This window comes from Runella sp. R0.1_18 (assembly GCF_057652155.1).
Genome location: NZ_JBYFCK010000007.1, coordinates 229,540 through 251,499 on the forward strand (window position 1 = coordinate 229,540; position 21,960 = coordinate 251,499).

Below are 21,960 nucleotides of genomic sequence, written 5' to 3' on the forward strand. Positions count from 1 at the left end.
TGTTACTTTTGAGAAAATAAATGTTTCCCATGACTGCTTTAGATACGCCACGGAAAGTGCGAAAAACCCCAAGGAATGTTCCTGAAGCCCTGATTTACGAAATCATGGACGGAAAACCTGTGTATTATAAGGGGTATCGTGAGGTTTTATCGGGGAACAAAACAATTGCTGAAATTATGGGGTCGAGCAGCTTGCAGGCATTGATTGTGTTCTATTTGACGGTTTTCATCGGGAAATTTATTGATGAAGATAACTACACGGTGTTGACAAGTGAAGCTGGGTTACACATTGATCATAAAAACAATTTAGCCAACGATATTGCCATTTTTGAACAGTCAGTTTTGACACCTGATAAAATCTCCCGAAAATATGCCAATGTGCCGCCTACTATTGTTTTTGAAATAGATATTGATGCGGATGTTGAAGACATGACAGAGACGGGATACATTTATAAAAAAACACAAAAACTCCTCACTTTTGGCGTTCAAAAAGTGTTCTGGATACTGACGGAAGCTCAGGTGGTAATGGTCGCAACGTCCGAACATATTGAGACTTTTGATTGGAACCGTGATATTGAATTGATGGACGGACAATCATTCAACATAGGAGCTTATCTGATAAAAAAAGGCGTAACGCTTAGCTAATTTCTTCTTTTACAATGCCAATCATTACCCACATCGAAGTTTATAAGTTTAATATTCCGCTGCAAGCGCCAGTCACTATCGCCATTGGAACGATCGAGGAAGCGCGCAATATTTTGGTCAAAATTCATACGTCGGACGGGGTATATGGAACGGGCGAAGGCGCGCCGTTTTGGATGATTGTGGGCGAAACGCAAGCGACGGTGTATGCGGCAGCGTACGATTTGGCAAAACTATTGATTGGCAAAAATCCCCTGGATTTGGAGGGCTGTATCGGGGCAATGGAACGGTATTTAGCGGCTAATCCTACGGCGAAAAGTGCGTTTGACATGGCCTTGTACGACCTTGCGGCCAAGTACGCCAATATGCCGTTGTACCAGTTTTTGGGCGGGGGCAACCGTCCAATTGCCACCGACGAAACTATTTACATCGCTTCGCCTGAAGCCATGGCGGCTGATGCGATTAAAATCAAAGAACGAGGAGCCGACGCGATTAAGGTCAAACTAGGAACCAATGCCACCGACGATATAAAGCGCATCGCGGCGATACGAACAGCGATTGGTGACGAAATTCCGATTCGGACTGATGCCAACCAAGGTTGGGATTATGTAAGCGCATTGAAGGTACTGAATACCATTGCCGACTGGAACGTCGAGTACTGCGAACAGCCTGTGAAGCACTGGGACTATGCGCACATGGCGCGGCTTCGCCAACACGCGCGCGTACCGATTTGCGCCGATGAGTCGTTGTTTTCACCCCAAGATGCGGTAAAGTTGGTCGCTCAAGAGGCCGTTGATTACTTCAATATCAAACTTTCTAAGAGCGGAGGCTTGCGCAATGCCGTGAAAATCAATGCGATTGCCGAAGGGGCGGGTATTCGATGCATGATAGGCTGTATGTCGGAGTCGCGGCTGGGGATTTCGGCCAATGCTCATTTTGCTTCGGCCTTGCATAACGTCGTTTTTTACGATTTAGATTCACCCTTCGAGCACGCCCAAGACCCTGTATTAGGTGGCATTGCTTACCAAAACCATTACCAAGTGATTATTCCCGATGCTCCAGGACACGGAGCTGACGTGGATTTGGCTTATTTACAGAAAATGGAGTCGTTTGTGGTGAAGTAGGTTTTATGCGGCATTGTCGAAGGTCAGTTGAATTTTAAGTTTAGGTGCGTCTAACAATTGACTTAATTTTTTTAAATTTTCGTTACGGAGTTCGAGGTATTGTTTTACATGTTCGTCATCAATACCATTGGCACGGTACAAGTCAATAATTTCATTATCTATTTCAATCAGTTGGAATAGTTTAGCAACAGCAGCAGCTCGTTCGTCATTGGCAAGTTGCAATTCATTGATGTCTTCCATTGGTTTAAAAGCTAAGTGGAATGATTCCTTTGGGTCGTGTATTGTACAAATTCATTGTAAAATCAAATAACCAACGTTTGCGTTCGAGTTGATAAATAGGGTGTAGTTTGTGGTCGATTGGGTATGATCAATCCATTGGGTAAATCCTGTTCCTAACAGATGTTTTAATTCATCCACATAAGTTACGTAATTTTTGAACCATTTGCGTTTCAAATCCACCTATTTTGGAAGAAAGTAAACCGATTTAGAGGGGGATTTACTCAAAAAATAGGCTCGTAAGTACCTCCTATATCCGAATCTACGCCCTTGTTAAGCTTGATTACGAAACTGTGCGGGAGTTTTTCCTGTATTTTTTTTGAAAGCCGTATGAAAAGCGGAAGTAGAATTGTAACCGACGCGTTCGGCTATTTCGTCGATTTTGAGGTGGGATAAAGCAGGGGTAGCGAGTAGGCGTTTCGCTTCCTCTACGCGATGATAAGCCAACCAATCAAAGAAACTTTGTTGAAGTCGGTCGTTGAGCACCTGCGACAAATGATGTTGAGATACCGATAAGCGTTGAGCAAGCTTAGGCAAAGTAAAATCATTGTCAGTGTAAGGCTTTTCGTTTTCGAGTAGCTGTTGTAATTTTTGCAAAATCAGCGCTCCGTGGTCTTCCGATAACGACGATTTTTCATACTTCTTTTTGGGCTCGCTGTCAGGGCTTTCTACCTGAAACAATACCGAATGACTCATCACAAGGTAGCTGGTTACATAGACATAAAACGTGACCAAGCTTCCCAGCAAATAATCGCCCAAATCTTCTTCAAAGGTCAATTTTACCCCAATAAATAACATTGGAAAAAGACATGAAAGTAGTGTAAGATTCCGAAGTTGAGTGAAAGGAGCAACGCTTTTTAGGGTGAAAAAAGGCAACTGTTGTTGGCGGAAGGCCAGCCCAATTTCTCGAAAACTAAGCCCCAAATACGCCAATATACTCACCAACGTAAAGTCGTTGACGTGTTCACGAATATGCAAAGGATCCTCCGAATGCCACAAGTGAACGTCACGAAAAGGTAGCTCAGGATGCCACGCGTCGAGGTACGAATTGTACTTGTAATCAAGGGGTTGATGCTGCCAAAATAGGGAATAAAAACACCAAAAAATGAAAGGAGCAAGGTGCCAACCATAACGATGCGGAAGCCGCCCGTTGAGTCGAGCGTACACAAAGAAAAAAGGTAAAAGAGCTAGTAAGAAGTTGGTAGGTTCGGCAAAATTATCGGCCCAAAGGGTTTGAAACTGGTAGTTGGTATAACACAAGAATACCTCTAAAATGGCGGCAGAAAAGGCCAACATGACCCAGCCCATCATTCGATTGGCAACAGATTTTGCCCGCTGACCCGTCAGAAAAAGCCCGCCCAGCAAGATGCCTTGAACGACACCGAGTAAAATGATAATCGCAAAAAAATCAATGCGGAGGGGCATAGTGAGGGAAGGGTTAAGGGCAGGGGCATTGGGAAAGCAAAAAGTTGAAGTTTTCCCTTATCCCTCTGCACCATATCCTCTGCTATTTTATCTCCAACGCTTATATTGGTTAATCAAGCCATTGGTACTGCTATCGTGTGATTCGATAGGCCAGTCGTTTTGAAGTTCTGGATAAATCTTGTTGGCCAATTGTTTGCCCAACTCTACGCCCCATTGGTCGAAGCTGAAAATGTTCCAAATCACACCTTGTACGAAGATTTTGTGCTCATACATGGCAATCAAACTGCCCAAAACGCGAGGGGTGATTTTTTTGACTAAAATTGAATTGGTTGGACGGTTGCCTTCAAATACTTTGAAAGGAGCAATTTTTGCAATTTCTTCGGCTGATTTTCCGCTCAATTCTGCTACCACTTCATCCAACGTTTTACCGTTCATCAACGCCTCTGTTTGGGCAAAGAAGTTTGATAACAACATTTTGTGGTGTTCGCCAATCGGGTTGTGGCTCAACGCTGGCGCAATAAAATCGGCAGGAATGAGCTTTGTTCCTTGATGAATCAATTGATAAAATGCGTGTTGTCCGTTGGTGCCAGGCTCTCCCCAAATGATAGGACCCGTTTGGTAGTCAACAGCCTCGCCGTTGCGGCTTACGTATTTCCCGTTCGACTCCATGTCACCTTGCTGGAAATAGGCCGCAAAACGGTGCATGTATTGGTCGTATGGCAAAATAGCGTGGGTATCAGCCCCGAAGAAATTGTTGTACCAAATGCCCAAAAGCGCTAAAACGACAGGAACGTTTTTCTCAAAACGGGCCGAACGGAAGTGGTTGTCCATGTCGTGCGCTCCCGCTAATAGCTGCTCAAAGTTTTGGAAACCAACGTAGCAAGCAATCGATAAGCCGATGGCCGACCACAACGAGTAACGGCCTCCTACCCAATCCCAGAATCCAAACATATTGGCAGGGTCAATACCGAATTTTTCTACTTCAGTACGGTTGGTCGAAATCGCTACGAAGTGCTTGGCCACGTGGGCACTGTCTTTCGCAGTTTCCAAAAACCAACGGCGCGCCGAGTGGGCGTTGGCCATCGTTTCTTGGGTTGTAAACGTTTTTGAAGCAATCATGAACAACGTTGTCTCAGGATTGAGTTTTGCGACTGCTTCGGCAATGTGGGTACCGTCCACGTTCGATACAAAATGAACACTAAGTCCTTTTTTACCGTACGATTTGAGGGCTTCGGTCACCATTACTGGGCCGAGGTCAGAGCCTCCGATACCAATATTTACAATGTCAGTGATTTTCTTTCCAGTAAAGCCTTTCCATTCGCCGCCGCGAACTTTCTCCGAAAAACCCTTCATTTTGTCCAATACTTCGTTGATGTCAGGCATTACATCTTTGCCGTCCACTTCGATAGGAGTATTTGAGCGGTTGCGGAGAGCCACGTGCAACACCGCACGATTTTCGGTGGCGTTGATTTTGTCGCCCGTAAACATTTTTTCAATGGCGTCCGAAAGTTGGCATTCGCGAGCAAGGTCGCACAAGTACGCCAAAGTGCGGCCATTGATGCGGTTTTTAGAGTAGTCAACGACGATGTCACCCAAGCGCAACGAGAATTTTTTGAAGCGGTTAGGGTCTTCGGCAAACAATTCTTTTAAATGTTTCTTGCTGATACTCTTGTGGTGAGTTTTGAGTTTGCGGTAGGCAGCCGTCTGGTCAAAAGGAATGGCTTGTAACATCTGTCTAAATAGTTTTATGAACACGCAAAAGTAGGGAATACGCCCACTTTCTCAAAGAAATGAGGGGTGTAGGGCATAAAAAGGTAGAATTCATGACTTGTTTAGGGAGAATTTATGAATACGATATACTAAGCAAGGGATAAAAGCCTCGGAGAGACGCAACATTTGTAACGAAAAAAGCTATTCCACGGAAAGTCTCGGAGAGACGTAACATTTGTAGAGACTCGGAGAGACGCAACGTTTGTAACGAAAAAAGCTATTCCACGGAAAGTCTCGGAGAGACGTAACATTTGTAGAGTCTCGGAGAGACGCAACGTTTGTACACTAATACCATGCGATTGATATATAATTTTTCTTTATATTTGTTTTGTTACAAACCTCTCTCAAACTACAGCCATGCGTACCCTTTTCTTCTGCTTCTGTTTGACTCTTAGCCTCACCACTTTTTCACAAAACGTCTCCATTCGAGGAAAAATCAAAAATCCTGTGTCACGGAATATCAGCATTTATATCTATCCGTTTGCCGAGAAAAGTCAATCAAATGAGGTGTTATTGGATGAAAACGATGAGTTTGAAGTAACGACTACACTCAACGACATCGCCTACCTTTACTGTGACTTTGATAAAAATAAAGAAGAGAACCTGACTTTTATCCTTGAGCCTAATGACACTATTTTGATGAGTTTTGAGGGAAAAGATTTCTGGAATACCGTCAATTTTAAAGGTAATGCTGCTTCAAAATTTGAGTACTACAAAGAAGATTTCATCAAAACCTTTATTGCGTCAGACTGGAAAAATATTTCGTCTAAGAAGTCAGGCTCTTCTGCCTTATTCTTAAAAAAAATGATGGAGGTAGAATCGATGAAAATGAGAGTGTTAGATAAATATAAGAACAAAACGAGTTCTACTTTTTATATGCTTTGTCAAGCAGATATAAAATCTACCATAAACAGTAAAATCATATACGATACCTATCAAAGGTCTCAAAAATTAAAAGTACCACTAGATGCAAAGCTTATCCCTGCTTTGTATCGAAAAAAAATAATTGAAATAAACCCGCCTCAGAACGAAATAACCGCGAAGTCTGAGCAATACCCAAATAATGTTTTGTACATGACTGCGCTGACTTACCCTGATAAAAAGTATGATATTGAGCACGTAGATGATTACTTTCAAGCCCACAAATCGCTATTTCACCCTGCTTTCGTTGAGGTTTTAAGTGCGGAACATCTAAAAGAAGAAATTCGCTACAAAGGTTTCAATGATGAGGCCGTAAATAAGGTAAAAAATTTTGAGAAAGATTATCCCAACAGCCGCTTTGTGAATCTGCTCAAGGATGAGCTTACCCAAAAACAAACCTTTGCCATTGGCAAACCTGCTTTGCCCTTTTCACTCCGAGATACCGCAGGGCGTACGGTGCAGCTGGCTGATTTCAAAGGAAAAGTGGTTTATCTCGATTTCTGGGCGAGTTGGTGCGGACCTTGCATTGCTGAAATGACGCCAGCAAAGAAGATAAAAAATCACTTCAAAGACCAAGCTGATTTGGTGTTCCTTTACATTTCATTGGATAAAAAAGAGAGCGATTGGCGCAAAGCCATCACTAAATATCAAATTGGCGGTACTCATCTGCGGGATGACATCACAGCGAAAGAAAGCGCGGCTAATACCTATGATGCAGGCTCGATTCCGTCTTCTTTCATTATTGGCCGAGATCAGACCTTCCACGCTATTCAGCCTCCAGCACCCAGCAAAAACGAAGGAAAAGATTTGATAAAAATCTTAGAGGAAGCCTTGCGGCACTAATCATCGCGTTTGGGGCACTTTTTGCAGTGTTTGCCCTTCTTCTTGTACGCTTTACAGCATTTCTTTAGGTCGCAGGCAAAAGCACAACCCATGAAGGCGTTAGGCTGGAAAAACTTTTCTTCAGTGCTTGAAAGTGTGCAAGTCGAAACTTCAACGATGGTCATTGGAAATGTTCTAAGGTTTCAAATACTTACGCAAAAGTAGTTTATTTAGATTAATTACAAACAAATTTTCCCAATTATTTTCCTCATTCTACCAAAAAAAGCCTTTTTGCTCCCAAAAAGCCGTAAAAAAGATTGCGAACATAGGGCATCTATTCCGTTCTTTGCGGTTACTAAATCAACAGAAAGTAATATGAGAATCAACTACTTGCTAACACCACTACTTCTTTTCGCTACGGTTGCACTGGCCCAAACGGGAGACGAAAAGCACCTGACCAACATAAAACAGCTCACTTTCGGAGGTGACAATGCCGAGGCGTACTTTAGTTTTGATAGTAAATACGTGAGTTTTCAGTCGAATAACCCTAAATGGGGCTTGCAATGCGACCAGATTTTTTACTTGGATGTCACCAAAGGATTAAAAAACCCTGATGAGCGCCCGCAGTTTATCAGTACAGGAAAAGGCCGTACGACTTGTTCGTATTTTATGCCCGACGGCAAACACATTCTATTTGGAAGTACGCACTTGGCCAATGATTCTTGTCCGCCGCCCATCAAACCGTATCTCAACAAATACCTTTGGGCAGTGTACGACACCTACGATATCTTTGTGTCGGATTTAAAGGGAAAAGTGGTAAAGCAGTTGACCACTGAAAAAGGCTACGACGCCGAAGCGACCATTTCGCCCAAAGGCGACAAAATTGTGTTTACGTCAACCCGTAACGGCGACCTTGATTTGTACATCATGGACATTGACGGAAAGAACGTGAAACAAATCACGAATCAGCTGGGGTACGACGGAGGTGCGTTTTTCTCACCTGATGGCAAAAAACTTGTTTTTCGTTCGTCAAGACCAAAAACGGAGGAAGAAATTGCCGAGTATAAAAAATTGCTTTCGATGGGATTAGTAGCGCCGACTGACATGGAAATTTATACCTGCAACGTGGATGGCTCAGACCTACGCCAAATTACCAAGCTAGGCAAAGCCAACTGGGCACCCTACTTTACACCGAAAGGTGATAAAATTATTTTCTCGTCGAACCACCATTCGCAACGTGGCTACGATTTTCAACTCTATCTCATTAACCTCGACGGAACGGGCTTAGAACGGGTAACGAACAACAGCATTTTTAATGCCTTTCCGATGTTTTCGTATGATGGGAAGAGGCTGATTTTTAGTTCTAACCGCAATAATGCACCAGGCTCTCGCGACACCAATTTGTACATTGCCGATTGGGTAGATTAACGATCGTTCTCAAAAAAGCACTTCGTGGATTAGGCCGCTTTAATCCAGTCCACGAAGTGCTTTTTTTACTTCATATAGGGCAGCGAGGGCAGAGGCTGTGCCAGTAAATCGTTGTCCCAGGCTTGCCGAATCAATTGGCTTTTTTCGGGGTATTTTGTTGATTTACAGCCCAATAACACACATTGTGCTTCACCTGCAAATACGGGCAAAGTGGGACACCCTCCTACCAAACTACTACCAAGGTAAGGATGGGTACTCAATGCAATCAACCACACATCTTTCTTTACCTGTTGATATACCCATTCAAATTCTTCTGCCGACAGTGGTCCGTCGAAGGTGGTGATACTTTGTAAAGCGTTAAATTTATAGGTAGGTAAAGGTGTTGATTTTATGGTGCTTAGAAATGCTGCTGTGCACCCAAAATGATTGATTTTGTTTTTGTCGATACTCTCCCAAAGTGACCCTTTTGAACCATGAACGGGGGCGTCATAAAAGACAGGAATAGCACCCGTAAGCAGCGTACTCAGTGAAAATTGCCACGCAATAGAAGGGGAGGAGTCGTGCCATAAAACGCGGTCGCCTTGCTTGAAATTTTGATGTATGGTCAACAACCGCAGATGTTCAAGCAACGTGCCTCCCGTGCTGTGAGTAACGGGGGTAAACGACGGAAACGACACCCACAGCGGGTGCTCAAATGGAACGTGAGTAAATTCCAACAAAGTTGAAGGCGTTTTGAGAACCGACGTCCATGTTTCTGCATGAAGTTCATCTTCTCCTGTGGGCGTTACCCAAACGGTTTTGGTGGTACTTTTAAAAGTTGCCGAAGAATGAACAAATACGACCTTAGGCGAAAGCGTTCTTGCGCGTTCGTTGAGGATTTTAGCATCCGTTTCTGGGGAAAAAATCGACCAAATCGCCCCAATAGCATGGGTGGCCAAAAAGGCTACTACCGACTGAGGTGCATTGGGTAAAATTCCCATGACATGGTCGCCTTTAGAAACACCGACCTGTCGCAAATACGCCGCCACCGAGGCTACCTGTTTTTCTAAATCACGCCACGAAAACTCCCGAAGGGGCTCACCTTCCGTTTGGTACAAAAAAGCAGGCTTGTTGCTGTTTTTATAACGAAAGATGTGTTCGGCATAGTTAATAGTCGCGCCCGTAAACCATTGGGTTTTGGCCAATTCTTTTTTGTGCGTAACGACAACATCCCAGTACAAACTGTGCGTTTTGATGTCACAAAACGACCAGATACATTCCCAGAAATCCTCGATGTCGGTCACTGACCAATCCCAAAGATCATGATAATCACGGAAATACAATCCTTTCTTAACAAATAACCAGTTCTGAAATTTTTTCAGGTTGGACTGCTCCACAACCGAGCGCGAAGGAGCCCAAAGGGGTTTGAGTGGTACACGATCTAGTATCACGGCACAAAAAGTTAATAGGTTGGATGGCTAGATGTTTAAACGACCAAAATCATTTTTTTGAGATATGTTTCTTAAAAAAAACATCGTGGCTTTATTTTTTGTACCTTTGTTCGCCTGATTATCAGGGTATTTGGGGCGTTTGCTCGCCGCCAAATTTTTAGTTACATAATTCACTTTTTACAGTAGTGATACTGCAAATCCAATGAAAAAAGACAATAAAGGCGCTGGCAAAACGCCGTTTTACAGTAAATTCGTAAAGTCGAATCAATCGTCAGATAGTTTTGACAACTCTTCAGAACCTAGACGCTCAAGACCTCGTTTAGAAAAATCTCCCGACAAAAAGCCCAGTGAAACCCCTCGCCGCGAACGTAGCTTCGACAAGCCATTTGAGCAACGCGGCGATAAACCAGCCTTCAAAAAGCCATTTGACAAGCCATTTGAAAAACGTGGCGAACGTAGTTTTGACAAACCATTTGAGAAACGCGGCGACAAACCAGCTTTCAAAAAGCCGTTTGAAAAGCGTGAAGAACGCGGCGAACGTAGCTTTGACAAACCATTTGAGAAACGCGGCGACAAACCAGCTTTCAAAAAGCCGTTTGAAAAGCGTGAAGAACGCGGTGAACGCAGTTTTGACAAGCCATTTGAAAAGCGCGGCGAACGCAGCTTTGACAAGCCATTTGAAAAACGCGGCGAACGTAGCTTTGACAAGCCATTTGAGAAACGCGGCGAACGTAGCTTTGACAAGCCATTTGAAAAGCGCGGCGAACGCAGCTTTGACAAGCCATTTGAAAAACGCGGCGAACGCAGCTTTGACAAACCATTTGAAAAACGTGGCGAACGCAGCTTTGACAAACCATTTGAAAAACGTGGCGAACGTAGCTTTGATAAACCATTTGAAAAGCGCGGCGAACGCAGCTTTGACAAGCCATTTGAAAAGCGCGGTGAACGCAGCTTTGACAAGCCATTTGAAAAACGCGGCGAACGCAGTTTTGACAAGCCATTTGAAAAACGCGGCGAACGTAGCTTTGATAAACCATTTGAAAAACGCGGTCGGGCTTCAGAGGAAGGTGATAAGCCTGAAAAACGTAGCCGTGCCGAGGATGGGTTGCGTCGTCGGGTAGGTGAGCATACTGAAGCACCCCGTTATGACCTTCGCAAAGCAGAAGAAAAATACATAAAAAAGGACGGGCCAGCTCCAAAAGATGACTTGATTCGCCTTAACAAATACATCGCAAATGCGGGATTGTGTTCTCGTCGCGAAGCGGATGGATTGATTGAAACAGGGCAAATTACGGTTAATGGCAAGGTAATCAATGAACTAGGGCACAAAGTGAACCCTGGCGATATTGTAAAGTACGGAAACCGTATCTTGAATCCTGAGAAAATGGTCTATATTTTGGTGAATAAACCAAAAGACTATATTACGACGACCGACGATCCAGAAGGTCGCCATACGGTGATGGAGCTGATTTCGGGCGCGTGCAACGAACGTGTATATCCCGTTGGTCGTTTGGACCGTAACACAACGGGCTTGTTGTTGTTGACAAACGACGGTGAATTGGCTGAAAAACTGATGCACCCATCGAACGAAATCAACAAGATTTACCAAGTGGAATTGGATAAGCCTATGACAACCGAAGATTTTGAGAAAGTACAAGCAGGGCTTGAGTTGGAAGATGGATTCATCAAACCCGACGACCTAGCCCTCGTTACTCCCGATGCGATGGTCGTAGGAATTGAGATTCACAGCGGTCGCAATCGCATTGTTCGTCGTATCTTTGAAAGCCTTGGTTACGAGGTGATTAAGCTTGATAGAACAGTTTATGCAGGGCTAAACAAAAAAGACCTTCCACGTGGCAAATGGCGCTTCTTGAACGAAAAAGAAGTAGTGCGTTTGAAATATTTAGTGTAAGACGAAGAATAAAAACGAACGAAAAAGGGCTGCGGAAACGTAGCCCTTTTTCGTTAAGATATGTCATGCTTTTTTCAAAATCCCTTTCTCAACGCTTTCATTGATGAGCTGCTCGGCAAATCCCCAGACGGTGGTAGAGCCCTCTTTAATGACCGATTTCTTTTGATAGACTTTTTCGTAAGGAACGTCAAATTCTGCCCAAGTTCCTCCGTTGTTGGAGGTATTTTGGAGCAGAGGCTCTAAACGATCCATGGAACGGGCAAATTTGGCTTCTTTGGTTTCTCCTGCCTCAAATTCTTCCCAAATGGCAATCAATTCGTCGGCTTGGGCTTGGGGAAGCATCCCAAAAATCCGTTGAGCGGCCAGCCTTTCTTCGTCGGTATTTGAATGATTTTTCTGGGTATCATAGATAAAGGTATCGCCCGCGTCAATCTCGACAATGTCGTGAATCAGTACCATTTTAACCACTTGCAGCACATCAACAGGCTCGTTGGCGTGTTCGGCTAAAACGATGGCCATCAGGGCCAAATGCCAACTGTGTTCGGCGTCGTTTTCGGGTCGGTCGCTGTTGAGTAGTTTGGTTTTGCGTTGGATGTATTTGAGTTTATCAATTTCTTTTATGAACTCAATTTGCTGCAATAGGGTGTCAGAAATCATCTTGTGAATGAGGTGTGTTTTTAATCAACAAAGGTTTCCTTAATGACGTTTTTTACTTGGGTAATTTCACTAGCCGAGAGTGTTTCAAACCGTTTCACTATTCGTAATCGGTCGATTGTACGCACTTGGTCAATGGCAATCCAACCTTTGGTTGTTGGATGATTTATCTGTACCCTGGTAGGGTAAGGTTTTGAACTACTGGTGAGTGGAGCGACGACAATCGTTTGTAAGTATTTATTCATTTCATTGGGGGAAAGAACAACGTACGGACGAGTTTTCTTCATTTCGCTACCTAGGGTAGGATCAAGATTTACTAATACAATATCGTATTGATTTATTGATTCCATTCTTCAAAGGTTTCGTCCTCAAACACATCATCCATCATGAGCTTGTCATCGCCATTTTCGTGCATTTGTTTGAATGCTTCTTCCCAACCTTTTCTGGGCTCAGGTTTGGGTTTTAAGATCATGTAGCCTTGCTCAAGAACTAGCTCAATTTTGTCACTGATACTATATTTCTCAAGAATACTTTTCGGCAAACGAATGCCTCTGGAGTTGCCAATAGTTATGACTGAAAGTTCCATACGTGAAAGTGTTTTGTTATTACAAAGTAATTACGAAACACTTTCGTTTGCAAGCCATTTATTGATAAATGTTGTTCTAAAATGAAGATTGGCCTAGTTGAATAAATTGGTTAAGGCATTCCCCACTTCCAACCCTGACAAAAACGCCCCTTCCACATTACCGATGCCAAAAGCATCGCCTGCCAAATAAATAGGTGCGTGTTGGAGCTTATAAAATGAATGGGGGGAGCGTTGGCGGGCGAGGCTGTAGCGCCAGCGGTGTACTTGTACTTGCTCGATGGAGTCAGGAGCAATCCAGTCACTGACGGACGCCAGTAAGTTTTTGCCTACTTCTTGTAAATTGTCTTCAAAGTGTGCTTGACTGTAATCGGCGGAAGCGTGCAAAGTCACCGAAGGAACTGAAGAAATGCCTTTTTGGAAGTTATCGGCTATCCACGCTACGGGTTGGTTTTCCAAAAGTAATCCACCTCCTTCAATTGTGGTTGGAGTTTTCAACGTAGCCAAAACGGCAATGCAAGGGTCGTATTCAATTGAATCAAAAACGCGTTGGTCGGCATCGGCTAAGGTTGTGCCTGAACGTTGAAAAAGCTCAACTGCTTGTGGAACAGGAGCTGTTGAAATGAGCACGTCGTAGTCATATTGGTTGCCCGATTCAGTTTCAACTGACTGAGGATGAATACGGATGGCTTTTTCGTTTAATTGGATGTTGAGCGAAGCAGCCAAGTACTTAGGAATGGTATTCATTCCCGCCGTGCCGATGTAACGAACATTTTCGCGCTGAGGGACTTGCCACTCAGAAATGACATTTTCGGCCATGAGTTCATCAATAAAAAGACGAAATTCGGGCGATTTGACCGAGAAATATTGTGCCCCGTGATCGGCTTTGGCAAGCTCAATTTTACGGGTTGACATGCGCCCGCCTACCCCGCGCCCTTTGTCGAGTAGTGTTACTTCGTGGCCATTTTGAGTCAAAAGTCGGGCAGCCGATAACCCTGTCATTCCTGCGCCAATGATGAGAATTTTCAACGGTATTGGAGTTAATTTGGTGGTTCGATTTTATTTTTAAATTAACCTTCTTTCGGAGGCAGTTGTTTGCAGTTTCAATGCTTTTCAACTTCTTTGTAGCCTAAACTATTTAACGAATTTGTGATGAAATCACCCGCACAATGTGAAAATATGGTCGAAATACGCACGGAAATTGATGCGTTAGACCGTGAAATTATTCGATTGATTGGCCAGCGTTTTGGCTACGTAAAAGCCGCTTCAAAATTCAAAACGTCCGAAACGAGCGTAAAGGCGCCCGAACGTTTCAAGGCCATGCTCGTTGAGCGAAGAACGTGGGCGGAAGAAGAGGGTATTCATCCAGATGCCATCGAAAAAATGTACACCGACTTGGTGAACTACTTTATCCAAGAAGAAATGAACCATTGGAAAAACCAGCAAACAATCTAGCGCAACCCTACAAAATTCTCATCGTTGCATTTGGCTTTTACCCCGAAACCCACGGTGTTGCCGAAGTAGCTTATCGTCATGCCCTGGGACTGCATCAATGGGGGCATCAAGTGACGGTAATCACTCGTGGAAAAAGGGAGGTGGATTTCCCTTTTGAGGTGGTATGTATTGAGCAAAAAGTTGATTATCAGGATATATTAAAAGCCTCGGAAGCGAGCGTGATTTTTGTTCACGGCTGGAGTAATTGGGCTTCCGACTGGGTGATAGAATTGCTGCCTTTACCCGCAAAAGTTGTTTTGGTAAGTCATGGTACCAATTTCAACGTTCGTTTGGGTGGGATTCGAGGATTGGTTTGGTGGCTTCGTCAACGAAGGCAGGCTTGGCATTTTGACAAAAAAATGCGGGGTTTTGACCATTACGTATTTCTGTCTGATGTATCCGAGCCTCAGCGAATGTCTGATGTAGTTTGGGTGAAAAAGAATAGATTTCCCTCGTATTCGGTGATTCCTAACGGCGCTCGACCTGCTTTTGGAATGCCCTCTACGCGAGATTTTCGGCTTGAAAATAGCCTTCCAATGGCACGAATGCTGCTGTGCGTTTCTAATTATACACCTACCAAAGGGCAACGAGAGTTGGTAAAATGGTTTCGAGAAATGCAACTGACGGATACTGTTTTGGTGCTGATTGGAAGTGAGTTTAATCGCTTCGCTGACCGCCTCAAACGGCTTGCGGGAGAGGAGTTGAACCAAACTATTTTTTTGTTTGAACAACAAACCGAAGCCCAAATCCATGCCGCCTACTGTGCTGCCGATGTGTTTGTGACGGCTACGTACACCGAAGTTCAGCCGCTTATGCTGCTCGATACGATGGCCGTTGGAGTACCTTTTTTGAGCCGAGAGGTGGGAGTTGTTTCGTCGCTTGCGGGTGGCGTTTGTTTTCAAGACAAAACTACGTTTCAATCCCAATTACGACTACTTTTGGAGGGCGATGCTTTGAGAAGACGCTTAGGGGAGGAGGGCAAAGAAGCGATGAAAAATACGCATCATTGGGATATAATTGCGCTGAAATATCATCAATTGGTATGCCGCTTGCTTGAGAATCAAGTGTGACGAAATGTCATGGAGATAGTCAAAGCCTAAAATATGTACAGCTATGATTATCGTAAAATTAAGCGGTGGTTTGGGTAATCAATTGTTTCAATACGCGTTGGGGCGGCATTTGGCGTTTTTAAACCAAACCGAACTCAAATTGGACGTATCGCAGTTACAGGCTTCACGGTTTTGGACAGCCCGTGCGTATGCGTTGGACGCTTTTTGTATTAATGCGTCGTTGGCTACTGACCGCGAAATCAGCGAGCTTGCAGGCGCTTCTTTTTCAATGTTGGGGCGTTTGGGAGCTATTTCTCCTTTTTACCAGCGGGAACCCCATTTTCATTTTTCCCCGCTTATACTTCGTTTGCGGGGCGACTTATATTTTGATGGGTATTGGCAATCAGAACGTTATTTTAAGCCCATTGCGTCTCTTGTAAAACAGGAATTAAAGCTACAAAATACTGTTCTTTCGCGTTTTCAAATGTGGCAAACCTTGATTCAAACCAGTGAATCGGTGAGTGTACACGTACGTCGTGGTGATTATACGTTACGCTCGATAGCCAATCGTTTTTTGCGCCCTTGTGGGTTGGATTATTACCAAAAAGCGGCTTCCGTTCTTTTGCCTCAACTTCAACAGCCTACTTTTTTTGTTTTTTCGGACGACCCTCTTTGGGCTAAAACTCACCTACATTTTCCCGTTCCGACCTATTTTGTAGAAGGAAACTCGGCCGCAGAAGACTTGGTGCTCATCTCAAAGTGTCAACATCACATCATTGCGAATAGCACGTTTAGTTGGTGGGGGGCTTGGTTGGCCGCTTTTCCTGAGAAAAAAATAATCGCTCCGCAGCAATGGTTTGCTACGGAGCGATTCAATACCCAGGACTTACTTCCCGAAGACTGGGAGCGAGTGTAAGTTATATTTTATGCTTTGCCATGTATTGTAGATAATTTACAATAGCGTCTAGCTCTTTGTCTTTCAAGTGGGTAACGGCAGGCATTTTGCATTCGTTGCGGTACGACGAAGGTGCTCTCACAAACTGCTTGATGTGTTCGACTTTCCAATACTCTGTCACGCTTTTGGGGTAATTGAGTTCAGGCCCCATTTTGCCGCCTACTTTGTTGAGCGAATGGCAGGTGAGGCAGTTGACTTTGAACAATTCAAATCCTTTTACTTGGGTGTCGTCGTCTTTTGGGAACAGCACGGCCAATTCTTTTGACGCTGCCGAAAGGCTGATTTTAACCAGGTTGTAAGGCCATTTGTAGCTAACATCGGCGCCTGGTACGTCTGTATAAACGATGTAAAAAGGCTCAATCTTCATTTCTCGGCCTTCTTTTGTCGGGTTTATCCAATCTTTCCCTTGGGGAGCATCAACATCGGCTATGGCCAAAAAGGCTTTTTTACTCAATACTTTTTCCAACGCCATCGAAGGGTTATAGCCGTCTTCGCACTCAAATACAATTTGCGTTTCGTTGCGGTTGAGGTTCTTGTAGGCGGGTAAAAATGTGTCTAAAATGGTTTGTAACGGAATGGCTTTATAGGTTTTCTTTTGGTGAAAAACGGGGTCGTCGGCCACAACAACGGTTTCGGGAGCGGGGAATTTGGCTTTTAAATCAGGCAAGAAAATACCCATCGAATCCACCTTCACTACCGCAGCGGTATCGGTGCTTGTGGTGTCGCTTTTGGTTTGGTTGTCTGATTGTTGCGAGCTGTTGCAAGCAGCCAGCAAAAGGGCAACTAGGCTAACGTAAAGAATGTTTTTCATAGGAGATGAGGGGTTGATGTACGCATTTTTGTAGCGAGGTTTTGAGAAACCTCGTCTTCGGTTTTGAGAAACCGAAGGCACAATCGAAAGCACAACCGAAGGCATGTTTAAGCCTTTCCAAGTTTTGAAAGTGCTAGTTAACAAAACTTGGAAAGGATGTGAGCCTTACTTAATTGTAGAAAAATCAGTAGCTTTCATGTAAACAGACTCAACTTTGTTAGCAAGTTTTCCGTTTACCTCCGAGGCATCGCGTGCTTTTACCCAATCAGGGTCAACGCGGAAGGCATCAAACGCTTTTTTGCCCGCTTCCTCACTTGGGTGCGCCAAGATATAGACAAGCGTGTCATCTTTTCCGTTAACGGTCCAGTAAGCGACGTTAGTCATGCCGTGTTTCTTGAACAATTTAAGCGTATGATTGCGAAAACGCGCCAACAAATCAGGTAGTTTTCCTGCGTTGGTCGTGTAGGTACGGAGTTCAAAAACGCGTTCTTTTTTGCTTTTTGAAGACTTAATTTTGGGTGAAAAATCGGTGGCATCCATAAAAATACTTTCTACTTTCGACACAATTTTCCCACTTACTTCCGATTCTGTCCGAACTTTTACCCATTCAGGGTCAGCACCAAAAGCTTTCCATGAGGCATCGCGTGAGGCACGGTCAGGATACGCGAGCACGTAAATGAGCTTGTTCTCTTCGTGTAGCGGCACCCAATACCCGACGTTAGTCATTCCGTGTTTTTCAAAAATTTTGGTAGTATGATTCCGAAAACGACTCAAAAGCGCCTCCAAACGGCCAGGTTCGGTGTAGTAAATGCGGGTTTCAAACAAGCGTGTATCTTGGGCTGACGCCGTAAAAACCGCAGCAGATAAAAGCATAATAGTCAGAAATTGTTTAAACATTGTGATTATTGGTTTATTTGTACTTTCAAAAGACACATCAAGCGTAGTTCTATGTTTAAAAAAGTAAGTTTTATTGCAGTTTTTGCAAGTGCATTGTGGATAGGAGGTTGTACACCTACTACGTATTTAAAGGGAGTTAAGCGGGAAAGTTTTCAATACACTGCCCAGAGCAAGCCACTTATTAGTGCGCACCGAGGTGGGGGAGATTATGCGGGTTACCCCGAAAATTGCATCGAATCGTTCGATTGGCTCGCCAAACAGATGCCCGTTATCATTGAATGTGACATTTCGATGACCAAAGACAGCGTGTTGATGATGATGCACGATGATGCCCTCGAACGTACAACTACAGGTACTGGAAAGGTGCGAGAGGTAACGTGGGAGTATTGTAAAACGTTGCAATTGGAGGACAACAAAGGCACGCTGACACCTTTCAAAATCCCGACGCTGGACAAGGTGTTGGCGTGGGGAAAAAACAAAGTCATGTTTACGTTGGATGTCAAGCGAAGCGTACCGTTTGAACGGGTAACGACATTGGTAAAAAAATACAGTGCGGAATCTTACGCGGCCATCATTACTTACAATGCACAAGACGCTGGAAAAGTACATCGCCTTGCCCCTGAGGTAATGATTTCGGTGACAATTCGTAATATGGAAGAATACCAGCGTCATCAAGAGGCGGGTGTGCCCGACAATCGGATGATTGCATTTGTGGGAACGCGTGAGCCCAATAGCGAGCTCTGCCAGTTTTTACACAAAAAAGGAATTCGTTGTATTTTGGGAACGCTCGGTAACCTCGATAAAATGGCCGCAGCGCGCGGAGATCAGTTGTATGGTGAATTTGTCAAACAAGGCGGTGACATCCTTTCGTCGGATCGCCCGCTAGAAGCGTGGAAAGTGGTACGTTCTTTGTAGGATATTCTAAAAAAGAAAGTGGTATGAATGTGTTCGCTTTAGTGTTAAGTATGCTCATTTGGGGGCAAGACCCTCTCGAAAGCCGTTTGTCGAAAATGGTGGGTAAAAGCCGAGTGGTGATGGTGTATTGCCCAAAATCGTCGGATGCCGATTTTAAGACGCAAAAACAATGGTTAAGTGAGGTAGGAGCGGGGATTCTTGAGCGTGATTTGTGCATTGTCGATTGCGTGGAGGCAGACTTAACTTCCGAAGATGCCGCACATCTGAAAGAACGTTTTCGCTACACTCCTAATCACTTTTGTTTTTGGTTGATTGGCAAAGACGGTGAAGTAAAACTCATTAGTGCAAAACCCGTCAAACCCGAGCAAATCTTTGGCCTAATTGACTCCATGCCCATGCGGCGGGAAGAAATGAAACGGAATAAGTGAGTTACAACTAAAGGCAGAAATTGGCTGGACCCACAATATCATCATTTTGGAGAAATGTAAAGATGAACACCAACGCTTTTTCTACATCGAAATGGCTCGTAGTTTTGGCTGGTCTAAGTCCATGCTTATCAATGCTATTGATAACAGAAAACTTGAAAAAGAGAAAATAAAAGTCCTTCTTCAGGTTGAATGGATTAAAATTAGGGCTACTATTGGCTGCTCCAGAGGAGCTACATCTTAGTAGAAAGATGAATCAAATCCACCCCAAAGCTCCATCGGGGCGGCCGACGTTCGTTGAAAGATGTCACCCCGATGGGGCTTTTGAATCGCTTTTACCCTTTTTTTCTACTAAGATTTAGCCTCGCTGAGGCTACTTTTTTTTAATACATTTAACCTGGTTCTACTTCATCTTTTTAACAAACTTAAAATGCGTTCGTTCTAGCCCTTGCCGCTCGTAAAAACGGTGAGTATCAAGGCGTTTTTTGTTGGCCGTCACTTCTAAAATTTCAAAGTTTTCTTGCTGGGCAACGTCCACAAGTTGCTCAATCAGCAAACGACCTATGCCTTTGCTTCGGTAGGCTGGGATGACAAACATTTCTTGAATTTCGCCCACTTTTCCGCAATGATGAAGAAGCCACTGAGCATGAACACTGGCATAACCGACGCATTGCTTTTGGTCAAACGCTAAAAAATAATGGCAGTCGGGGTTGAGAAGGTTACGATGGTAGATGGCGTTAAATTGTTCAAAATCAAACGTCTCTTCCTCCAGTTCGCAGAGAAAAGAATAAATAAATGCAACATCGGGGGGCGTGGCTCGACGAAGGGAGATGGATGACATGGTGTGAAGAACAGTTGGGGAATTAAAACTCTTGCATTACATCCGACTCATACACGAGTGTACCTTTGACGTTGCTGGCTGTGATGGTAACCATCGCTTTGGCTACTTTACGGGCTTCGATGGAGCGGTATTTGATAGGTATAAGCGGCCTGAAAATTTTGGATAAACCCTCGCCGATTTGCTCACCTATGCGCGTTTCACCACGATTTCCGACAAGCAACGATGGCCTAAAAATGAGCAATGTGTCAAAACCTATTTTTTTGAGCGTTGCTTCTACCTCCCCTTTGACCCGATTGTAGTAAAACATCGACCCACTATCGGCGCCCATGGCAGTGACGATAGCAAACCGTTTGGCACCGTTTTGGTGCCCCAACTGGGCTATTTCGATGGGATAAGTATAATCAACGCGGTAAAATGCTTCCTTAGAACCAGCTTTTTTCATGGTTGTGCCTAAACAACAAAAAATGTCGTCGCCACAAACAACGGAGGCATCGGGGTGGTCGAAGTTAAAAATAATAGATGATAGCTTTGGATGGGTGAAATCCAACGGTTTTCTAGTGAGTGTGACTACTTCAGTATATTTTTCGGAAGCAATCAATTCAGAAATGACTTCTTTCCCTACTAGTCCACTTCCTCCTACCACTAGGGCGGTTCTTTTATCAGATGTCATGTTTATTGGGAGTGGCTAGTGCCTTTTGCATTTTTTACATAGGTCTGTATGTCAATGGTAAATTAAGAAAAAAAATGATTATAACAGGAAAATATCCCAAAAGATTTTATTAAACGGTAACTGACTAAAAGTCAAATTCGATGACGTCGGGGTCATTGAGGAGGCGTTTGGTGAGCCGTTCGTGGTTGTGTTCGTTGCCTTGAACAATCCATGTGCCGCTGATGGTATTTCCAACCCTACTTTGAGTGCCTCGCTTGGCGTCCAATTGCAGTTCTCGAAACAGGGCTTCGTAATGCTTCAACGTTTTTTGTTGGAATTTGCACACAATACGGTAGTTACGAAGCTGGTTTCGGCGTTTGATAAGGTTTTGGATGGGGACAAAACCATACAAAACCACCAACACAATCAAGGAGGCAACGGTAGCTAACTCATAGTAGCCGCTCCCCACGCACATCCCCAGCGCTGCCGTGGCCCAGACCGTCGCTGCGGTCGTAATCCCGACTACACGATTGTTTTCTCGGAAAATAATTCCCCCACCAATAAAGCCAATGCCCGTTACGATGTTGGCCGCAATGCGCCCCGCATCTCCGCCCACTCGAATCGAAATGAGGGTAAACAGGGTAGAACCCACGGCAATGAGAATCATGGTACGTAACCCTGCTGACTTACTATGATACTCGCGTTCTATGCCAATTATCGACCCCAATCCTGCGGCGATGAATAATTGAAGGACTTCTTCTGTCAGAAATGTTTCCATTTTTTGCTGTTTGGGGTTGCTAGTTTCCTGTTTTCGGTTTCCTGTTTACAGTTTGGGGTTGTTAGTTTCCAGTTTCCTGTTTTCAGTTTCCTGTTTTCAGTTTGGGGTTATAATCATTTTGTTAGTAATGAACTCCAAACGGTCAACCCGCAACCGTAAA

25 protein-coding genes are annotated in these 21,960 nt (G+C 44.1%); 11 read left to right on the plus strand and 14 right to left on the minus strand.

Features of this window, described 5'->3' with window-relative positions:
- Positions 1-29: 29 nt before the first annotated feature.
- Both AC23P2_RS14835 and AC23P2_RS14840 read left to right on the plus strand, forming a co-directional pair.
- Positions 30-644: a Uma2 family endonuclease gene (locus AC23P2_RS14835; protein WP_487773929.1), complete on the plus strand. Its 615-nt coding sequence runs from the start codon at positions 30-32 to the stop codon at positions 642-644.
- 14 nt (positions 645-658) lie between these two features.
- Entirely contained in the window at positions 659-1,765 is a 1,107-nt protein-coding gene (locus tag AC23P2_RS14840) for a mandelate racemase/muconate lactonizing enzyme family protein (RefSeq protein ID WP_487773930.1), read from the plus strand.
- 3 nt (positions 1,766-1,768) lie between these two features.
- Here the strand turns inward: AC23P2_RS14840 and AC23P2_RS14845 are convergent, their stop codons facing one another.
- The 3 genes from AC23P2_RS14845 to pgi all read right to left on the minus strand — a co-directional run bounded on the left by AC23P2_RS14845 (position 1,769) and on the right by pgi (position 5,197).
- The gene (locus tag AC23P2_RS14845) at positions 1,769-2,005 is read right to left on the minus strand and encodes a hypothetical protein (RefSeq protein WP_487773931.1); all 237 of its coding nucleotides are present in this window, start codon (positions 2,003-2,005) and stop codon (positions 1,769-1,771) included.
- Between the two features lie 309 nt (positions 2,006-2,314).
- A complete protein-coding gene (locus AC23P2_RS14850) occupies positions 2,315-3,466 on the minus strand; it encodes a helix-turn-helix domain-containing protein (RefSeq protein ID WP_487773932.1) in 1,152 nt (383 codons plus the stop codon).
- Positions 3,467-3,553: 87 nt separating this feature from the next.
- Positions 3,554-5,197, minus strand: coding sequence for a glucose-6-phosphate isomerase (gene pgi, locus AC23P2_RS14855; RefSeq protein WP_487773933.1), 1,644 nt, complete (start codon positions 5,195-5,197; stop codon positions 3,554-3,556).
- Between the two features lie 396 nt (positions 5,198-5,593).
- Here pgi and AC23P2_RS14860 point away from each other — a divergent pair, with 396 nt between their 5' ends.
- Positions 5,594-7,000: a TlpA family protein disulfide reductase gene (locus AC23P2_RS14860; RefSeq protein ID WP_487773934.1), complete on the plus strand. Its 1,407-nt coding sequence runs from the start codon at positions 5,594-5,596 to the stop codon at positions 6,998-7,000.
- Here AC23P2_RS14860 and AC23P2_RS14865 read toward each other — a convergent pair.
- Complete coding sequence (locus tag AC23P2_RS14865; RefSeq protein ID WP_157607680.1) at positions 6,997-7,164, minus strand: hypothetical protein; 168 nt, start codon at positions 7,162-7,164, stop codon at positions 6,997-6,999. The two genes, AC23P2_RS14860 and AC23P2_RS14865, sit on opposite strands and share 4 nt — an antisense overlap.
- A gap of 190 nt (positions 7,165-7,354) precedes the next feature.
- Between AC23P2_RS14865 and AC23P2_RS14870 the strand changes: the two genes are divergently transcribed.
- Positions 7,355-8,407, plus strand: coding sequence for a TolB family protein (locus tag AC23P2_RS14870; protein WP_487773935.1), 1,053 nt, complete (start codon positions 7,355-7,357; stop codon positions 8,405-8,407).
- 65 nt (positions 8,408-8,472) lie between these two features.
- On the opposite strand, the gene AC23P2_RS14875 is transcribed toward AC23P2_RS14870, so the two are convergent.
- Positions 8,473-9,837, minus strand: a complete 1,365-nt coding sequence (locus AC23P2_RS14875; RefSeq protein ID WP_487773936.1) for an AMP-binding protein — start codon at positions 9,835-9,837, stop codon at positions 8,473-8,475.
- 202 nt (positions 9,838-10,039) lie between these two features.
- Between AC23P2_RS14875 and AC23P2_RS14880 the strand changes: the two genes are divergently transcribed.
- Positions 10,040-11,749, plus strand: a complete 1,710-nt coding sequence (locus AC23P2_RS14880; RefSeq protein ID WP_487773937.1) for a pseudouridine synthase — start codon at positions 10,040-10,042, stop codon at positions 11,747-11,749.
- A 63-nt stretch (positions 11,750-11,812) separates the two neighbouring features.
- On the opposite strand, the gene AC23P2_RS14885 is transcribed toward AC23P2_RS14880, so the two are convergent.
- The 4 genes from AC23P2_RS14885 to AC23P2_RS14900 form a co-directional block, all read right to left on the minus strand.
- Positions 11,813-12,406: an HD domain-containing protein gene (locus AC23P2_RS14885; RefSeq protein WP_487773938.1), complete on the minus strand. Its 594-nt coding sequence runs from the start codon at positions 12,404-12,406 to the stop codon at positions 11,813-11,815.
- 20 nt (positions 12,407-12,426) lie between these two features.
- The gene (locus AC23P2_RS14890; protein ID WP_487773939.1) at positions 12,427-12,753 is read right to left on the minus strand and encodes a type II toxin-antitoxin system PemK/MazF family toxin; all 327 of its coding nucleotides are present in this window, start codon (positions 12,751-12,753) and stop codon (positions 12,427-12,429) included.
- A complete protein-coding gene (locus tag AC23P2_RS14895) occupies positions 12,741-12,989 on the minus strand; it encodes an AbrB/MazE/SpoVT family DNA-binding domain-containing protein (protein ID WP_487773940.1) in 249 nt (82 codons plus the stop codon). Before AC23P2_RS14895 ends, AC23P2_RS14890 begins: the two co-directional genes overlap by 13 nt.
- Positions 12,990-13,082: 93 nt before the next feature.
- The gene (locus AC23P2_RS14900) at positions 13,083-14,015 is read right to left on the minus strand and encodes an NAD(P)/FAD-dependent oxidoreductase (RefSeq protein WP_487773941.1); all 933 of its coding nucleotides are present in this window, start codon (positions 14,013-14,015) and stop codon (positions 13,083-13,085) included.
- A 123-nt stretch (positions 14,016-14,138) separates the two neighbouring features.
- Between AC23P2_RS14900 and AC23P2_RS14905 the strand changes: the two genes are divergently transcribed.
- The 3 genes from AC23P2_RS14905 to AC23P2_RS14915 are packed head-to-tail and all read left to right on the plus strand — an operon-like array spanning position 14,139 to position 16,445.
- Entirely contained in the window at positions 14,139-14,441 is a 303-nt protein-coding gene (locus AC23P2_RS14905) for an isochorismate lyase (RefSeq protein WP_487773942.1), read from the plus strand.
- Positions 14,417-15,550: a glycosyltransferase family 4 protein gene (locus tag AC23P2_RS14910; RefSeq protein WP_487773943.1), complete on the plus strand. Its 1,134-nt coding sequence runs from the start codon at positions 14,417-14,419 to the stop codon at positions 15,548-15,550. Before AC23P2_RS14905 ends, AC23P2_RS14910 begins: the two co-directional genes overlap by 25 nt.
- A 43-nt stretch (positions 15,551-15,593) precedes the next feature.
- A complete protein-coding gene (locus AC23P2_RS14915; protein WP_487773944.1) occupies positions 15,594-16,445 on the plus strand; it encodes an alpha-1,2-fucosyltransferase in 852 nt (283 codons plus the stop codon).
- Between the two features lies 1 nt (position 16,446).
- Here AC23P2_RS14915 and AC23P2_RS14920 read toward each other — a convergent pair whose 3' ends face one another.
- Entirely contained in the window at positions 16,447-17,295 is an 849-nt protein-coding gene (locus tag AC23P2_RS14920) for a c-type cytochrome (protein WP_487773945.1), read from the minus strand.
- A 165-nt stretch (positions 17,296-17,460) separates the two neighbouring features.
- Positions 17,461-18,192 carry an NIPSNAP family protein gene (locus AC23P2_RS14925; RefSeq protein ID WP_487773946.1) on the minus strand — a complete coding sequence of 244 codons (732 nt, stop codon included), beginning with the start codon at positions 18,190-18,192 and terminating at the stop codon, positions 17,461-17,463.
- A 51-nt stretch (positions 18,193-18,243) separates the two neighbouring features.
- On the opposite strand from AC23P2_RS14925, the gene AC23P2_RS14930 reads away from it, so the two are divergent.
- From AC23P2_RS14930 to AC23P2_RS14940, 3 genes are read left to right on the plus strand one after another with little or no spacing between them, the layout of a single operon-like run.
- Positions 18,244-19,107, plus strand: coding sequence for a glycerophosphodiester phosphodiesterase family protein (locus AC23P2_RS14930; RefSeq protein ID WP_487773947.1), 864 nt, complete (start codon positions 18,244-18,246; stop codon positions 19,105-19,107).
- Between the two features lie 23 nt (positions 19,108-19,130).
- The gene (locus AC23P2_RS14935) at positions 19,131-19,535 is read left to right on the plus strand and encodes a DUF4174 domain-containing protein (RefSeq protein ID WP_487773948.1); all 405 of its coding nucleotides are present in this window, start codon (positions 19,131-19,133) and stop codon (positions 19,533-19,535) included.
- The gene (locus AC23P2_RS14940) at positions 19,528-19,776 is read left to right on the plus strand and encodes a DUF1016 N-terminal domain-containing protein (protein ID WP_487774035.1); all 249 of its coding nucleotides are present in this window, start codon (positions 19,528-19,530) and stop codon (positions 19,774-19,776) included. The genes AC23P2_RS14935 and AC23P2_RS14940 overlap by 8 nt, the downstream gene beginning before the upstream one ends.
- Positions 19,777-19,935: 159 nt before the next feature.
- Here the strand turns inward: AC23P2_RS14940 and AC23P2_RS14945 are convergent, their stop codons facing one another.
- The 3 genes from AC23P2_RS14945 to AC23P2_RS14955 form a co-directional block, all read right to left on the minus strand.
- Positions 19,936-20,373, minus strand: a complete 438-nt coding sequence (locus tag AC23P2_RS14945) for a GNAT family N-acetyltransferase (protein ID WP_487773949.1) — start codon at positions 20,371-20,373, stop codon at positions 19,936-19,938.
- A 22-nt stretch (positions 20,374-20,395) separates the two neighbouring features.
- Positions 20,396-21,043 carry an oxidoreductase gene (locus AC23P2_RS14950; RefSeq protein ID WP_487773950.1) on the minus strand — a complete coding sequence of 216 codons (648 nt, stop codon included), beginning with the start codon at positions 21,041-21,043 and terminating at the stop codon, positions 20,396-20,398.
- Between the two features lie 124 nt (positions 21,044-21,167).
- A complete protein-coding gene (locus AC23P2_RS14955; protein WP_487773951.1) occupies positions 21,168-21,800 on the minus strand; it encodes an MgtC/SapB family protein in 633 nt (210 codons plus the stop codon).
- Positions 21,801-21,960 lie beyond the last annotated feature (160 nt).

Excerpts from the sequence above, each read along its gene's own strand:
- AC23P2_RS14880 (WP_487773937.1), top strand. The coding sequence starts at position 10,040 with ATGAAAAAAGACAATAAAGGCGCTGGCAAAACGCCGTTTTACAGTAAA.
- AC23P2_RS14845 (WP_487773931.1), bottom strand. The coding sequence starts at position 2,005 with ATGGAAGACATCAATGAATTGCAACTTGCCAATGACGAACGAGCTGCT.
- AC23P2_RS14950 (WP_487773950.1), bottom strand. The coding sequence starts at position 21,043 with ATGACATCTGATAAAAGAACCGCCCTAGTGGTAGGAGGAAGTGGACTA.
- AC23P2_RS14925 (WP_487773946.1), bottom strand. The coding sequence starts at position 18,192 with ATGTTTAAACAATTTCTGACTATTATGCTTTTATCTGCTGCGGTTTTT.
- pgi (WP_487773933.1), bottom strand. The coding sequence starts at position 5,197 with ATGTTACAAGCCATTCCTTTTGACCAGACGGCTGCCTACCGCAAACTC.
- AC23P2_RS14835 (WP_487773929.1), top strand. The coding sequence starts at position 30 with ATGACTGCTTTAGATACGCCACGGAAAGTGCGAAAAACCCCAAGGAAT.
- AC23P2_RS14890 (WP_487773939.1), bottom strand. The coding sequence starts at position 12,753 with ATGGAATCAATAAATCAATACGATATTGTATTAGTAAATCTTGATCCT.
- AC23P2_RS14915 (WP_487773944.1), top strand. The coding sequence starts at position 15,594 with ATGATTATCGTAAAATTAAGCGGTGGTTTGGGTAATCAATTGTTTCAA.
- AC23P2_RS14885 (WP_487773938.1), bottom strand. The coding sequence starts at position 12,406 with ATGATTTCTGACACCCTATTGCAGCAAATTGAGTTCATAAAAGAAATT.
- AC23P2_RS14935 (WP_487773948.1), top strand. The coding sequence starts at position 19,131 with ATGAATGTGTTCGCTTTAGTGTTAAGTATGCTCATTTGGGGGCAAGAC.
- AC23P2_RS14955 (WP_487773951.1), bottom strand. The coding sequence starts at position 21,800 with ATGGAAACATTTCTGACAGAAGAAGTCCTTCAATTATTCATCGCCGCA.
- AC23P2_RS14860 (WP_487773934.1), top strand. The coding sequence starts at position 5,594 with ATGCGTACCCTTTTCTTCTGCTTCTGTTTGACTCTTAGCCTCACCACT.
- AC23P2_RS14895 (WP_487773940.1), bottom strand. The coding sequence starts at position 12,989 with ATGGAACTTTCAGTCATAACTATTGGCAACTCCAGAGGCATTCGTTTG.
- AC23P2_RS14870 (WP_487773935.1), top strand. The coding sequence starts at position 7,355 with ATGAGAATCAACTACTTGCTAACACCACTACTTCTTTTCGCTACGGTT.
- AC23P2_RS14850 (WP_487773932.1), bottom strand. The coding sequence starts at position 3,466 with ATGCCCCTCCGCATTGATTTTTTTGCGATTATCATTTTACTCGGTGTC.
- AC23P2_RS14865 (WP_157607680.1), bottom strand. The coding sequence starts at position 7,164 with ATGACCATCGTTGAAGTTTCGACTTGCACACTTTCAAGCACTGAAGAA.
- AC23P2_RS14840 (WP_487773930.1), top strand. The coding sequence starts at position 659 with ATGCCAATCATTACCCACATCGAAGTTTATAAGTTTAATATTCCGCTG.
- AC23P2_RS14945 (WP_487773949.1), bottom strand. The coding sequence starts at position 20,373 with ATGTCATCCATCTCCCTTCGTCGAGCCACGCCCCCCGATGTTGCATTT.
- AC23P2_RS14905 (WP_487773942.1), top strand. The coding sequence starts at position 14,139 with ATGAAATCACCCGCACAATGTGAAAATATGGTCGAAATACGCACGGAA.
- AC23P2_RS14930 (WP_487773947.1), top strand. The coding sequence starts at position 18,244 with ATGTTTAAAAAAGTAAGTTTTATTGCAGTTTTTGCAAGTGCATTGTGG.
- AC23P2_RS14920 (WP_487773945.1), bottom strand. The coding sequence starts at position 17,295 with ATGAAAAACATTCTTTACGTTAGCCTAGTTGCCCTTTTGCTGGCTGCT.